This is a genomic window from Arachidicoccus ginsenosidivorans, assembly GCF_007971385.1.
Lineage (GTDB): Bacteria > Bacteroidota > Bacteroidia > Chitinophagales > Chitinophagaceae > Arachidicoccus > Arachidicoccus ginsenosidivorans.
In genome coordinates this window covers 5,606,710-5,620,782 of the sequence record NZ_CP042434.1, presented here as the reverse complement: position 1 = coordinate 5,620,782, position 14,073 = coordinate 5,606,710, and the positions used below count along the sequence as shown (strand labels likewise).

Below are 14,073 nucleotides of genomic sequence, written 5' to 3'. Positions count from 1 at the left end.
AAGTTATGATTAAAAGACTGTTGTTTTTGTTTGTTGGTTCTGTGGCCATGCGTGCGATGGGACAAAATGTTGGTCGGGTAAGTAGAGTCAATCCTCAGACTGTTATAGAGGGGACACTTGAGGAAATGCCCAATGATACTTCAATCCGGGTCTTGGATATGTTAAGCCAGTCGTGGGATACCACTACGATTGTCAACCATCAATTTAAATTTGAACTGCCCATGACCTATGGTGGTGCTATATATCTTTTGCAAGTTGGCTCAATCAAAAAAGGTGAAAATCCGATTGAAAAAGGAACCGCAATGGCCATGTATTTAGATTCAGGTCATGTGAAAATTACCGGAAATAACTTTTTGGATGCAAAAATTACCGGATCTTCCTTTGTAAAAGATTGGCAGGAAGTATATAAAATGACCCATTCCAATCCGGATGACGAGTATGAACAATTGAGAAAGAAATATAGTGAAGCAGTGGCAATTGGCGATGAGGATGCAAAAGAGGTTTATTTAAAAAGGGCCAATGAAATTCTGGCGGTCAAGCAAAAGGAGTTTAGAGGATGGATTAAACAACATCCTGATTCCAGAGTAGCCGGTTATCTGATTACCTGTTTTTTAAACCAAAACTTAAAAGAAGAAGATTCTTTATTTAATACATTGACCCCCAGCGCGAGGCAGTCCTTACTCTATAGAAACTATGTTGAGCCTAATAAATGGGGCGTTATTCCAAAATTCACCTATGACACGTCTGGTGTGCATAATATTCCTGGACGCCCTAAAGTGGGGAGTATGGCCAAGAATATACAGGGAAATGATGTGAATGGTAATAAAATAGCCCTGAATGATTTTAAAGGTAAATATGTGCTGATTGATTTTTGGGCCAGCTGGTGTGCGCCATGCAGGGCTGCCATGCCTGCACTCAAAGAAAGCTATAATAAGGTGAAAGACCATAAAAACTTTGTTTTATTAGGTGTTTCCTTAGATACGAAAAAGGAAGGTTGGGTGAAGGCCATCAATAAAGACGGTATTCCATGGCTGAATATATCGAATTTAAAAGGCTGGGGTGAACCTGCGTCCATGGTGTTTGGTATAACAGCCATACCAGCTAATGTGTTAATCGGACCCGATGGCAGTATTGTTGCCTATGATCTGTTTGGCGAAGCATTGGATAAAAAATTAAATGAAGTATTGAAATAGTGATAGGCAGGCTTATTATGCAAAACCATATAGAAAGGCAGGTTTTGAACACCTGCTTTTCTATACGATAAATAAGTTGCACAAATGTCACTTTATAAATTCAGATTTCAAAACATTACTTTTAAAATTAAGTGCTATGAAAGTATGGATTAAACCTTTAATTAGCTTGCTTTGTGTACTGCCCAGCCTTGTTTTTGCCGCTAACGGCTTTATGATCACGGGCAAAATCACCGGCGTTAAAAATGGCACGGTTGCCATCGTTGACTTTATGGATGGCGCCCAGAGCGGGTTAAAAGCGGTACATGCGCAAAGTGTTCGCATAAGTGATGGCCAGTTTGTATTTAAAGGAACCCTTGATCATCCTGGAATGGTAAAATTGAAAATAAGCACCAAGTTTATCTCTGTATTTTTAGACAACCAGGACTATAAGATTGAAGGCGCTTTTAATGCCCTGACCACAAACTCCTTGGTGGGTGGACAGAGCAATGCTGATTTTATAAAATTCAATAAATCAGGCCAGTCCATGACCGAGTTTATTAAAGCAAACCCCAAAAGCATGCTATCAGCCTATTTAGCCTTTATAAGCTCCGCTGAATCAGCTGTATTAGCAAAAAATTGCTACGCGTGGTTAGCCAACCCCATCAAGCAATCATGGTATGGCAAACGACTTAAAGCGGTTATTGATCAATACAACCGGTCAGCTGCCTTAATTGATTTTCCTATACTAGGATTAAAAAACCTGGATAATCAGCCAATTGATTTAAATAAGTTTAAAGGTAGTGTTGTTGTTTTGGATTTTTGGGCCAGCTGGTGTGGCCCGTGTAGAGCATTTATCCCAAAAATGAAAGCACTCTATGAACAGTATCAACATAAAGCAGTGCGCTTTGTTAGTATATCTGCGGATGATGATCGCTCTAATTGGCAATTTGCAGTGGCTAAAGAACAGATGCCCTGGATGCAGGTACTGGCAGATGGTGGATTTACGGAAGCAGGTGGCATAAAAAGCCTTTTAAGCATTTATCATATACCCTATGTTATTATCCTGGATAAAAATGGCAAAATTGCCTCGCGTTTAGACTTTGATCATAAAGGGGAAATAAAGTCGGTGGTCGACCGATTATTATAATCGTTTATTTAATGGCGTTTGGGAGAGAAATAATCCCTATTAGACTTATAGGCGGCTATCGCTGCGAAGTAACAGCGCTGTATGGGTTAGTATAATCTTTTGTTTCATGTTGGTTTCTAGTTAGTTAAATTGCCCACTACCTTGTTTGGTGTATACTACCATAAGCATCATAGTTGGGCAATTTTGATGTTGCCGCTATATGAACCTTTTTAAATAAGAATTCAAGGGAAGCGTTCATTTATCTTCATACGATAGCAAAAGTAGTAGGCCTTTTACTTATTTTTCGCCGATGTTTTACATCCCCCTTCGTAAATGTTTTTTAATTACGTTTAACGCTCCTTTGCCAGTTAATTGCCAGTTTGTTGCCAGTTCCTTGCTCCAATAATACTAAAACGAGCCATGGCATAATTTTATGTCAAGGTGTTTTTAAGTTTGCTGCTTGTATTTTAAATCATGCAAAGGATTATTAGATGCCTATTTGAAGGCTGATAAATTGGCTGAACGATAGGGCGATTTGGTCAATTTTACAGCTAGCTTTTCCTTATCAAAAAAATAATCAAAAGTTTTTTTTAAAACACTTCACCCAAAAATAACATTTGGTTGTTATTATAATTGAAAGCTATTTTTTATCCGGTTTCATAAATTATTTTATTGTTTTTATGAGAAAATTAAATTTCGGTAAAATCCGGGGTAGACAACTATTACTACTAGCCCTGCTAACGGCTTGTATGTTGCCTTTAAGTATAAGGACGTTTGCCCAGGATACAGCTGGCAACAAACTGATAACGATTCAGCGAAAAGCAGTGACATTGTATCAAGTCTTTCAAACCATCCGCAAACAGACAGGTTACGTATTGTTTTATAGCAATACGCTGCTCAATGACAAAGATGAGGTGGATGTGGATTTTGTCAAGGCCAAACTCTCCAATGTTCTTGATTACCTATTGAAAAATAAAGAGATAGATTATCAGATTAAAGGCTACAAAATATTATTAAGCAAAAAAAGCGCCGCGCAGCCAATACATCCGAGCAGCAGAAAAGAGCGACCTGTTCCCACGAAGCAAGATACTGGTTTTGTAAAAGGAAATGTCATGCAGATGGATGGAAAGCCAATTGCTGGGGTGTCTATTCAATTTAAGAACAACCCTGGTGTAGGGACAGTTACAGATGATCAGGGTTTTTTTATCCTAAAAGCCGAACCAGGACAATTAATAACAGTATCCATGGTGGGCATGCAAGAGCAGGAAATCCAGGTACCTGGCAGCACCAAACCCTTAAAACTTACCCTGCTTCCTAAACCAGATGAAATGAAAGACGTCGTTATCGTTGGGTATGGCAAACAATCAAAAATAACCGTTACGGGTGCCGTATCCTCAGTTAATATGGCCGATATGCATACCCCGGTACCCAATCTGGAAAATGCACTGGCAGGAAAAGTAGCCGGTATCATATCCACGCAATCCAGTGGAGAGCCTGGCTATGACAATGCTAATTTTACGATTAGAGGTATAGGTACCTTTACCGGTATTGCCAATACAGCCCCACTTATTATCGTGGATGGCGTTCAAAGGGCAGATATCAATAGCACCTATGGGGGCGCCTTCAATAATATAGACCCAGAAGATATTGCCAGTATCACCTTACTTAAGGATGCGTCCGCTACAGCCATGTATGGCGCACAAGGCGCTAATGGGGTGCTAATTATTACGACAAAAAGAGGTATTGCCGGCAAACCAGATATATCAGCCAAAGTAGAAACCGGTATAACTGGTTTTACTAAAATGCCCAAAATGCTCAATGGTATTCAGTACATGGAACTGTTAAACGAAGCACGGGAAAACATGGGAGAATCTCCAGTTTATACTCAAAGCCAGATCGATATGACCAAAAGCGGACTGGATCCGTATTTATATCCAAATGTTGATTGGATGCAGGCGGTCTATAAAGATTACGCTTCCATGGCCAATGCCAATGTCAATATATCAGGCGGTGGCCAGGCGGTACGTTATTTTGTTTCCGGCTCTTTTTATAACCAAAACGGCCCTTATAACGTCAAAACATTAAATGGCTACAACCCGAATTTGAATTTTAAACGCTATGATTTCAGGTCCAATATAGACGTAAATATTACGCACACAACCTTATTGCAGTTAAACCTGGATGCTATGTTGGTGAACCTTCATTTTCCAGGCATTTCAGCTGCCAATATCTGGAATTTGACCTACACCGCCTCACCTGTCATTGCACCCATTGAGTATCCCAATGGCTACTGGTCAGGACCCTCCACTTACGTACAAGCCAATCCGGTCAGTATGGTGCAAAACAGTGGTTATCACACCGAGTTTCATCCAACCGTACAATCCGTATTTACCCTGACACAAAATCTGGATGGCATTACAAAAGGACTGGCCGCATATGGCAGGTTTTCCTTTGACAGTTATGGAGAGTTTGATAACCAGCGAAACGGTAAGCCCGATCTTTATTACGCCACTGGCAGAGACGCCAATGGAAACCTAATATATGAGCAAACACAATTTGGGCAACAGTTTCTTAGTTATGGTCAATCCTCCACAGGAGAGCGCACAATGTATCTGGAAGCAAATATCAATTATGACCGCAACTTTGGAGATCACCATATAGGCGGCATGGTCCTATATAATATGAGAAACAGGATCGTCAGTACCGCTGGAGATGTTATTAGTTCAATTCCCTATAGAAATTTAAGTGTAGCCGGCAGACTCAATTACGGTTATAAGAATAAATATCTACTTGAGTTTGATGCAGGGTATACTGGTTCAGAAAACTTTGCACCAGGGGCCAGGTTTGGACTTTTTCCATCCGTTTCCGGAGGTTGGGTAATTTCAAGAGAAGACTTCTTTAAACCCCTTAAAAATACCTTTACCCTTTTTAAAATAAGAGGATCCTATGGCATCGTAGGTAACGATCAAGTAGGAGCAGGGGCCAGATTTCCTTACCTTACCCAGACCACCGGTGGTGGCGCTTATGGCTTTGGACTGAACGGTAATGGTGTCTCCTCCATTACCGAGGGGCTATTGGGGGTACAGGATTTAACCTGGGAGCGCTCCCATAAAACAGATATCGGTTTAGAAATCGGGCTTTGGAGCAAATTAAACTTTGTCGGAGATTATTTTGTGGATAGACGTACCGATATTTTAATACAGCGCCAAACTGTCTCTTCTATTGCAGGCTACGGCGCGGTGCCCAATGTTTTTGCCAATATGGGAGAAGCTAAAAATCAAGGCTTTGATGCTACACTGGAATATAATGACAAAATCGGCAATGTAGGCCTTAGGGTTTTTGGTAATGTGACCTACGCGTCCAATAAGATCATTTTTAATGACGAGCCTGATAGAGTCAATGCCTATCAAAAAGGCACCGGCCATATGTGGGGAGAATATACAGGTTACATTGCTGAAGGACTTTTTACCAGCCAGGAGGATATTGACAATAGTCCGGTCCAAAAATTTGGCACCGTTGCCCCGGGGACATCAAATATAAAGATCTGAATAACGACGGCCAGATTGATGCTGGCGACTGGACCTATCTGGGTAAGTCCTCTTTTCCAAAATGGATGTATGGAACAGGCTTTAGCCTGAGTTATCACGGATTTGATATCTCTACATTATTCCAGGGAATTGCAGGGGTTGGCCTTATGGTCAATGGCTCTCAGATACCCGCTTATATGGGTGCCCCTGGCGCAGGTGTGATTCCATTTGCCGGCATAGGTTATCCCTATAACGTAATGAGTATTGCTGAAGACAGATGGACTGCTGACAACCCAAGACAAGATGCCTATTATCCTAGACTTACCGTTGCCACTACTTCAGATAACAATTATCTCAACAGTTCCAGATGGCTAAAAGACGGCGCCTTTATTCGATTAAAACAACTTTCCCTGGGATACAGTATCGTCGCAGACAAAATCAAAAAAATGGGCCTTAACTCATTATATGTGTATATCTCTGGTACCAATTTACTGACCTTTTCAAAATTTAAACTCTGGGATCCGGAGCTAGGCTCCAATGGCGCCTTGTATCCGATTACCAGAACCGGAACCTTGGGTATACGTATTAAATTTTAAAATCATCTATTTAATCCATGTATATTATGCATAAAAATATTCAACGCTGTCTCATTTTAGGCGCTTTTGTGCTGGGCGTCTGCAGTTGCTCCAAATACATCAATGAAGAGCCAGACAGCCTGCTGACCACCAGTATGATCTGGCAGACCGCGTCCACCGCAGAACAGTACCTTAATCAGGTTTACAGCAATATAACGGTTGCCCCAGATGACGCCTTTCATCTGGGAGGGTGCGATGAGTCCTCCTGTCCCATTGTTTCTGGTGTAGCCGTCAGGCAGATGATATCGGGAAACTGGAGTGCACAAAATAATTATGATTATTATTGGCCCACCTGGTGGCAGGGCATCCGGCAATCCCTGGTATTTGAAGCAAGTATTGGCAGTGTACCTGCTGACTTAATGAGTGATTCACTAAAAGCGCAACATGTTGCTGAGTCAGAATTTTTAAGAGGCTGGTTTTACTGGAATCTGCTTAGGCAATACGGCCCATTTCCAATACTCAGGACGACCTTAAGCACCAGCCAAAGCTATAATGATTTCACGCAGGCGCCTTTTGATTCCTGCGTGGCAGAGATTAACCGCTTAATGGATTTAGCCGCCGCCGGGCTGCCTACCCACTGGCAAAGCTCCGCCAATTATGGCAGGCCCACAAAAGGCGCCTGTCTTTCCATAAAGGCGCAGGTAGCCTTATGGGCCGCCAGCCCCTTTGGAACGGCAATCCTATGTTTAGCAATTTTAAAAATAAAAATGGGGTAGCGTTGGCACCAGCGGCTTATGACGCTGGTAAGTGGAAGACGGCCGCAGCTGCTGCCAAGGCCGTTATAGATCTAGGCGTTTATAAACTGCATTACAATACAGATGACGGCGATGCAACCTTTGATCCATTACTTTCTTACCGCAATACCTTTTTAAGCAATTGGAATAGTGAAATCATATTTGCCACTGCGGCAAGTGTCAATAACTGGATATGGGGAGAAGAAATAAGATCCGCCCCACAGCCAGCAGGATTTAATATGCAAAATGCCACCCAGAATATAGTGGACTCTTTTTATATGCGTAATGGCCTGTCTATTGAAGATCCAGGGTCTGGATACAGCGAAGCGGGCTTTGCCCAGCAAGACGATCCTCAGCAGTGGGGAAAACAAGAAGATGGGGTAAACAGAGGGTATATCGCTGGAAACAGCAATATGTATGTCGGCAGGGAAGCTAGATTTTATGCCTGTATTCAATATAATGGCAAACCCATTACACCCGCCACTACGGTGGACGACAGAAACTATTTCTCCTCCTCCCAGAATGCAGATGGGAGAGGAAGAGTAGAGTTCTATTATAGTGGAAAGGCCGGAGCAGGTACCAACTCCCAGCCAGATATGACAGGGTATGATGTGCTGAAATTCTCCAGCCCAGCCTCTAATATCCGCTATAGCCAGGTGCCCTACAGACCTTATATCCATCTGCGCTATGCCGAGATCCTGCTGGATTACGCAGAAGCACTCAATGAAACAGATCCCACCAATCCGGATATCATCACCTATCTGGACGCCATCCGTAAGAGAGCCGGTCTGCCGGGTTATGAAAGTGTATATCCAACCCGCAAAGGGAACCAGGCCGCCATGCGAAACGCCATAATCCGGGAAAGACAACTGGAATTATGCTTCGAAGGAGATCGGTATTACACTTTAGTACGCAGACTAATGATGGGAGATACAAAACACCTGAAGATTTACCGCATGAATGTCGGACAAGATGACAACGGACAGGGATTTGGTTTTGCAGATTATTATAAAAAACAATTGTTTCAGACCAGGGTATGGGAAGATAAAATGTATTTATTTCCCATTTATCAAAATGATTTAGAAACAACACAAGGGTTGGTTCAAAATCCCGGGTGGTAAGTGAGTGAAATAACAATATCCCCCTCCCAAAAAAATAAAATATCAGGATATCAAAAATATTTAAAAAAGACAAAACGCATGTTTTTTATAAAAACTATTGTTATGCAAAAGAAATTTAAAGGGATCTTGCTGCCACTACTGCTGGTTGCATTTTTTGCGCTGCTTTTAATAAATAGCTGTAAAAAAGACCAGGCACCTGTTACTAGTAGCGATCAGGTGCATATAGAGAACTTTACACCGACCAAAGGCGCAATGACAACAGAGGTATTAATTAATGGTTCCGGGTTTATAGCAGATACCTCCAGGCTTCAAGTGGCCATTAACGGGGTAAAACTCGCCATTGTGGGTGCCAGTGCCAGCCAGATTATGGTTGTTGTCCCTCCAAAACTTCGCTCCGGCCCGATTGAAGTGACGATTGACGGTCATTTAACTGCCACCAGCGATAGTATTTTTAATTATATCGCCTCCTACTCAGTCAGTACACTGGCTGGCAGCGGCGTGCAAGGCTATAGTGGTGGTCAGGGAACCGCTGCGCAGTTTTTCTTTACCGATACAACAAATCCCTGGATCAGACCTACTGGCATCGTAGTAAACAATACGACCAAAGCTATTTATGTAGCAGATGCGAATAACTATTGTGTTCGTAAAATTGATGCTTTGGGCAATACCTCCATCGTGGCAGGTAATCCCAATGGAGCCGGATCTAATGACGCCACCGGTATGAACGCCACCTTCTCTATCCCTTATGGATTAACCATTGATCCGGCAGGGAATCTTTATCTGGCAGATGTAGGCAATGGAAATATCCGTAAAATCACACCAGATGGAACCACCAGCACGATTCATACACCAACAGCCCCCTGGGGGATCGCCCTGGATAGCATTAACAATGTAATTTATTATACGGCCACAGGGAGCAGTGAAATTTATAGAATGCCTTTAAGCGGCACAGACGCATTCCAGAGCCAGGTGATTTGCTCAAATTTGTTATGGCCCGTAGGGATAACCGTCGATAAAAATGGCAATGTATACAGCGCTATCAGCGGCGCAAATGAAATTGTAAAACTGGCAAAGGACAGTTGGGCTCAAACAGTGGTGGCCGGCACCTCTGTAGCCGGTTATGCCAATGGTCCTGCCACCACCGCTCAGTTTAATAATCCATGGGGCCTGGCCATTGATCAATATGGCAACCTGTATACCGCCGGTAACGGTTCTATCATACCCAAAAATAATAGCGCAAACAATGGACAGGACAATGCCATTCGCATCATTGATGCTGAGACGAGCATTGTTTCCACCATTGCTGGAAGTACTTCCACGGGATTTACCAACGGACTGGGGGCAATCGCCACATTTTCTAATCCGGCAGGCGTAGCCGTTGATAACCAGGGCAATTTATATGTACTGGATAAGATGAATAATGCAGTACGCAAAATTACAGTTGAATAGCCCGTACAAACAACTGGTCTATAAATTGTGGAGATAATTAAAAAAATGGTAAAATTAATCACTGTGTTGCTATTAATGCCACTGATTTCGATGGGTCAGGTTTTCTATGCAGGTACCAAACCTGGCACTGCAAGAAGTAAAGAGGTTAAAAAAGATAGTTTTAGCCTCTGGAATAATGTATTGCAAGCAAATTATACCCTCAAAAACGGGCATTTACAAGAAGCCAGTTTTTTAAATCGACAAACCGCAAAACAGTATCGTTTTGACGGCGCATATCTTTTTAATTTAGGCCTGAGGGAAGGAGGGGTGCTTACAGCGAAGTCGTTTCTGTTGGAAGGCAGTCCCCAAATAAAATACCTAAAAGGCAATCCAGCAGCCACAAGACGCTCCGAAAAAGAAAATGGCCGGCAATTGCGGTTGATCCTTTATAACGAGCAGTATCATATCCAGATTCAATGGTCAGCCACATTACGAGACAGCAGTAATTATGTAATCAGCCAGTTTTCAATTAAAGACCCTGATAGGTGGATCAACACCTTATATTTGGTTAATTTACCGAAATCAGCTGATCTGGTAAAAACTGGCAGCGTAGACGGCACACCAATAGTGGACAAAGAGAACTTTTTTGCAGTAGAAAATCCAATGGCAAAAATAGATACCACTGGTCATCTTATCCGTATAAAGCTGGAGCGGGCAGCCGCCTTACATCAAAAGGATGATCGTTTTATAAGTTCTGTGGCCTTTGGCGTGACACCTAAAGGTCAGCTCCGCAGAGGATTTCTATATTATTTGCAGCAGCAAAGAGCCAGGCCTTATCATCCCTTTGTTCATTATAATTCCTGGTTTGATATCTCCTGGAATGGGCTCAGATTACATGAATCAGACTGCCTGGACAGAATCCAGATGTGGAGCGATAGTCTGACAAAAAAGCGTGGGGTCAGGCTGGACGGTTACTTATGGGATGACGGTTGGGACAATACCAATAGCCTGTGGGCTTTTAATCAATACCTGCCAGATGGTTTTTCTCGCCTGTATGCCCTTTCTAAACAGTATGGTGCCTCTATGGGCGCATGGATTTCCCCCTGGGGTGGATATGAGCAGGCAAAGCAAAACAGACTCGCCTTTGGCAGGAAGCATATACCCGCCTATGAAACCAATGAAAACGGGTTCTCTCTGGCCGGTAAAAATTACTTTGCTTATTTTAAAAGCTTAGTAGAGCAATTTATCACTAAAGAACATGTGGCCATTTTTAAATTTGATGGCATTGGGGCAGGCGCATTTGCTACAGGCGCCGGTGCAGCTTATCAAGGGGATATTCAAGCCTTATTGCAATTATTAACAGAAATTAGAAAACAAAAGCCGGATATCTATGTAAGTCTGACTGCCGGAACCTGGGCCTCGCCATTTTTTTGTTGTATGGTGATAATATTTGGCATGGCGGTGGCGACTATGACTTTATGGGGGCAGGCGATAAAAGACAAAGATGGTTAAATTACCGGGATGATGCCACTTACCAAAATGTTGTCAAAAGATCCAGCCTCTATCCATTAAATGCGGTAATGGTACACGGTATTATTGATGCTGCCAATGGATGGGTCGCAACCACGGATACCACAGCCGAGGATATGACACAAGATATCTGGGCCTTTTTTGGGAATGGCACCAGTTTGCAGGAGCTCTATATCAACCCCCATTACCTAAGTAGTCAACAGTGGGATGTATTGGCAAAAGCTATTCGCTGGTCCAGGGCCCATCAGGACGTGCTGTCTGACGTCCATTGGGTAGGGGGTAGTCCTAAAAAAGAGGAAGTATATGGATTTGCCAGCTGGAACCCTAAACATGGTACTTTGATGCTGCGCAATCCGGCGTCAATCATCCAGACCTATCAATGCACCCTGGACGATGTCCTGGAGTTACCAACAAAATATAAAAGAAAATACAGTTTATATAACGTAGTGAAAGATACCTATTTTGGTTTATTTGCTTCCGGGGAAAGGCTAACCATCACCTTACAGCCATTCGAAGTAAAGGTCTTTAATGTCCAATAACTCCCTATTAAAAAAATACTTATCAAAAATTATTAAATGCGGTTTAAACAACGAATTAAACAACGAAATTATAGAAAAATCCGACTAATCCCCTTCACTAGCTGTATCAGCTGCATTATATGCTGTTTTGGTATGGTTGTGAGCGCCTATGGACAGCCATTTAAATCCGTAGAACAGCTGGCTGAAAGACGTGTTCCCTGGCTGGCACCTCACCTTGATTTTAAGACACTGGCTGTATCAAACAGCCATAATGATCAACCAAGTGAAAAGGTTCAAGACGGTTTTGAACTATCTTCAAAGAACGGTCGCATTGTTATTAGTGCCAGTTCGGCCAGTGCCGCTGCCATGGGGCTGAACTGGTACCTTAAATATTATTGCCATAGAAGTATGTCCCATCTGGGCGATAATCTCAGCCCCGTTAAAACATTACCGATGATTCAAAAGGTAGTAAAGGTGAACAGTCCATTTAAAGTCAGATATGCCTTAAATTACTGCACCCTAAATTATACCATGAGTTTTTATAATTGGAAGGATTGGCAGAGAGAGCTGGATTGGATAGCACTCAATGGTTTTAATGTGATGCTTATGCCAGTCGGCATCGAGTCTGTTTGGCAAAAGACCCTGCAAAAGAGCGGTTTTACTGAAAAAGAAATTACAGCCTTTATTCCCGGGCCCGCCTTTACCGCCTGGTGGCTAATGGGGAATTTAGAAGGTTGGGGCGGACCTATGTCTAAGGCAATGATAGCCGGCCAGGCAAACCTTGCTAAAAAGATCATAGCGCGCATGCACACCCTAGGCATTCAGCCCGCAATACAGGGGTTTTATGGCATGGTGCCCACCAGTCTGAAAGAAAAGTGGCCGGCAGCCAGGGTAAAAGTGCAGGGAAGCTGGGCAGGTGGCTTTACTAGACCCGACATACTGCTGCCCCAGGATTCTTTATTTGGGCAGATGGCCGCTATTTATTATAGCGAGTTAAAAAAATTATACGGTAGCGATATCCATTATTTTGCCGGAGACCTTTTTCATGAAGGTGGTACTGCCCAGGGCATTGATTTAGCGAAGACTGCTAGGCTGGTACAAAGAACCCTGGATAAATATTTTCCGGGGGCAACCTGGGTACTGCAGGCCTGGCAATCCAATCCCAAAAAAGAACTATTACAGGGGTTAGATAAAAAACATGTCCTTATTTTGGAATTGCTCGGCGAACATACCACTGGATGGGACACACGCAAAGGTTTTGAAGGGACACCTTTTGCTTTATGCCCTGTCAGCAATTTTGGAGAAAAAGCAGGTAATTTTGGCCGTCTCGGATACTTTGCCAAAGAGATTTATATGGCACAACATAGTGCATACCACAAATTAATGCAAGGAATCGGCATTATGCCAGAGGGGATAGACAATAATCCAGTCGTATACGATATGGTCGCAGAGACGGCCTGGCGTCAAAACCAGGTGGATCCCAAATCTTGGATTTCTGGTTATATTCAATATAGATATGGTGTAACCAGCCCCGATTTGGAACAAGCGTGGCAAATTTTTTTGCAAACAGTTTACGACAGTGCCCGGGTAAGCCCTGACGGTCCACCGGAATCTATTTTCTGTTCAAGACCAGATACCTCTATAAACATTCCTTCAACTTATGGCTCGCTCAAGCGCCATTATGATACGGCCTTATTTGCCCGGGGCGTAGCATTATTTGCTAAAGCAGAAAACCTCAGCTCCGACCTTAAGTATTCTCAGACCTACCAGACAGATAAAATAGATTTTATTCGCCAGAAAAATGCCAATACAGGTTTGGTGTTATTTGCAAAGATGTTAAGCGACCTGCGACACAAAGATATAGCCCAGTTTAAAGAAAGTTATGCTCGTTTTAGAAAGGCGCTGCTCAGTCAAAATGCTTTATTAGCGAAAAGCAAGTTTTTTAGACTCTCCAGATGGATTCGTCAGGCCTCCAATTTTGGGGAAAATGCAGCCGATAAAGCATTAGCCATAAAAAATGCCAAACAGCAGATCAGCTATTGGGGGCCCGATAATAATCCTAAGACGGATTTACATGACTATGCCAATAAGGAATGGGCCGGATTATTATCCAGCTTATATCTTCAAAGATGGGACGGCTTTTATAAATATCAACTAGCCAGGTTGGAAGGGAATGCGATTCAAAAGAAACCTGACTATTATCAGATGGAAGTCAATTGGGCAAATGGTAAACCAATTGGTGGCCACGAGTAAAATAGCACAAGATAATAATGAATAGTAAA

10 protein-coding genes are annotated in these 14,073 nt (G+C 42.7%); all 10 read left to right on the top strand.

The window, feature by feature from the left end; all coding sequences use genetic code 11:
- The first annotated feature begins 5 nt into the window (after positions 1–5).
- A complete protein-coding gene (locus FSB73_RS22535) occupies positions 6–1,193 on the top strand; it encodes a TlpA disulfide reductase family protein (protein WP_146787599.1) in 1,188 nt (395 codons plus the stop codon).
- A gap of 136 nt (positions 1,194–1,329) precedes the next feature.
- The gene (locus tag FSB73_RS22530) at positions 1,330–2,319 is read left to right on the top strand and encodes a TlpA disulfide reductase family protein (RefSeq protein WP_146787596.1); all 990 of its coding nucleotides are present in this window, start codon (positions 1,330–1,332) and stop codon (positions 2,317–2,319) included.
- A gap of 659 nt (positions 2,320–2,978) precedes the next feature.
- Positions 2,979–5,846: a TonB-dependent receptor gene (locus tag FSB73_RS22525; protein WP_225974293.1), complete on the top strand. Its 2,868-nt coding sequence runs from the start codon at positions 2,979–2,981 to the stop codon at positions 5,844–5,846.
- 65 nt (positions 5,847–5,911) lie between these two features.
- Positions 5,912–6,421: a hypothetical protein gene (locus FSB73_RS26005; RefSeq protein ID WP_225974292.1), complete on the top strand. Its 510-nt coding sequence runs from the start codon at positions 5,912–5,914 to the stop codon at positions 6,419–6,421.
- Between the two features lie 26 nt (positions 6,422–6,447).
- A complete protein-coding gene (locus FSB73_RS26000; protein WP_225974291.1) occupies positions 6,448–7,176 on the top strand; it encodes a RagB/SusD family nutrient uptake outer membrane protein in 729 nt (242 codons plus the stop codon).
- Complete coding sequence (locus FSB73_RS25995; protein WP_225974290.1) at positions 7,110–8,315, top strand: RagB/SusD family nutrient uptake outer membrane protein; 1,206 nt, start codon at positions 7,110–7,112, stop codon at positions 8,313–8,315. The genes FSB73_RS26000 and FSB73_RS25995 overlap by 67 nt, the downstream gene beginning before the upstream one ends.
- A 102-nt stretch (positions 8,316–8,417) precedes the next feature.
- Positions 8,418–9,764, top strand: a complete 1,347-nt coding sequence (locus FSB73_RS22515; protein WP_158639680.1) for an IPT/TIG domain-containing protein — start codon at positions 8,418–8,420, stop codon at positions 9,762–9,764.
- A 45-nt stretch (positions 9,765–9,809) separates the two neighbouring features.
- Entirely contained in the window at positions 9,810–11,255 is a 1,446-nt protein-coding gene (locus tag FSB73_RS22510; protein ID WP_146787590.1) for an alpha-amylase family protein, read from the top strand.
- Complete coding sequence (locus FSB73_RS22505) at positions 11,222–11,812, top strand: hypothetical protein (RefSeq protein WP_146787587.1); 591 nt, start codon at positions 11,222–11,224, stop codon at positions 11,810–11,812. The genes FSB73_RS22510 and FSB73_RS22505 overlap by 34 nt, the downstream gene beginning before the upstream one ends.
- A 36-nt stretch (positions 11,813–11,848) precedes the next feature.
- The gene (locus tag FSB73_RS22500) at positions 11,849–14,044 is read left to right on the top strand and encodes an alpha-N-acetylglucosaminidase (protein WP_146787585.1); all 2,196 of its coding nucleotides are present in this window, start codon (positions 11,849–11,851) and stop codon (positions 14,042–14,044) included.
- The last annotated feature ends 29 nt before the right edge of the window (positions 14,045–14,073 follow it).

Coding starts and splice junctions, on each gene's coding strand:
- FSB73_RS22535 (WP_146787599.1), top strand. CDS start 6: ATGATTAAAAGACTGTTGTTTTTGTTTGTTGGTTCTGTGGCCATGCGT.
- FSB73_RS22530 (WP_146787596.1), top strand. CDS start 1,330: ATGAAAGTATGGATTAAACCTTTAATTAGCTTGCTTTGTGTACTGCCC.
- FSB73_RS22525 (WP_225974293.1), top strand. CDS start 2,979: ATGAGAAAATTAAATTTCGGTAAAATCCGGGGTAGACAACTATTACTA.
- FSB73_RS26005 (WP_225974292.1), top strand. CDS start 5,912: ATGTATGGAACAGGCTTTAGCCTGAGTTATCACGGATTTGATATCTCT.
- FSB73_RS26000 (WP_225974291.1), top strand. CDS start 6,448: ATGCATAAAAATATTCAACGCTGTCTCATTTTAGGCGCTTTTGTGCTG.
- FSB73_RS25995 (WP_225974290.1), top strand. CDS start 7,110: ATGGGCCGCCAGCCCCTTTGGAACGGCAATCCTATGTTTAGCAATTTT.
- FSB73_RS22515 (WP_158639680.1), top strand. CDS start 8,418: ATGCAAAAGAAATTTAAAGGGATCTTGCTGCCACTACTGCTGGTTGCA.
- FSB73_RS22510 (WP_146787590.1), top strand. CDS start 9,810: ATGGTAAAATTAATCACTGTGTTGCTATTAATGCCACTGATTTCGATG.
- FSB73_RS22505 (WP_146787587.1), top strand. CDS start 11,222: ATGGGGGCAGGCGATAAAAGACAAAGATGGTTAAATTACCGGGATGAT.
- FSB73_RS22500 (WP_146787585.1), top strand. CDS start 11,849: ATGCGGTTTAAACAACGAATTAAACAACGAAATTATAGAAAAATCCGA.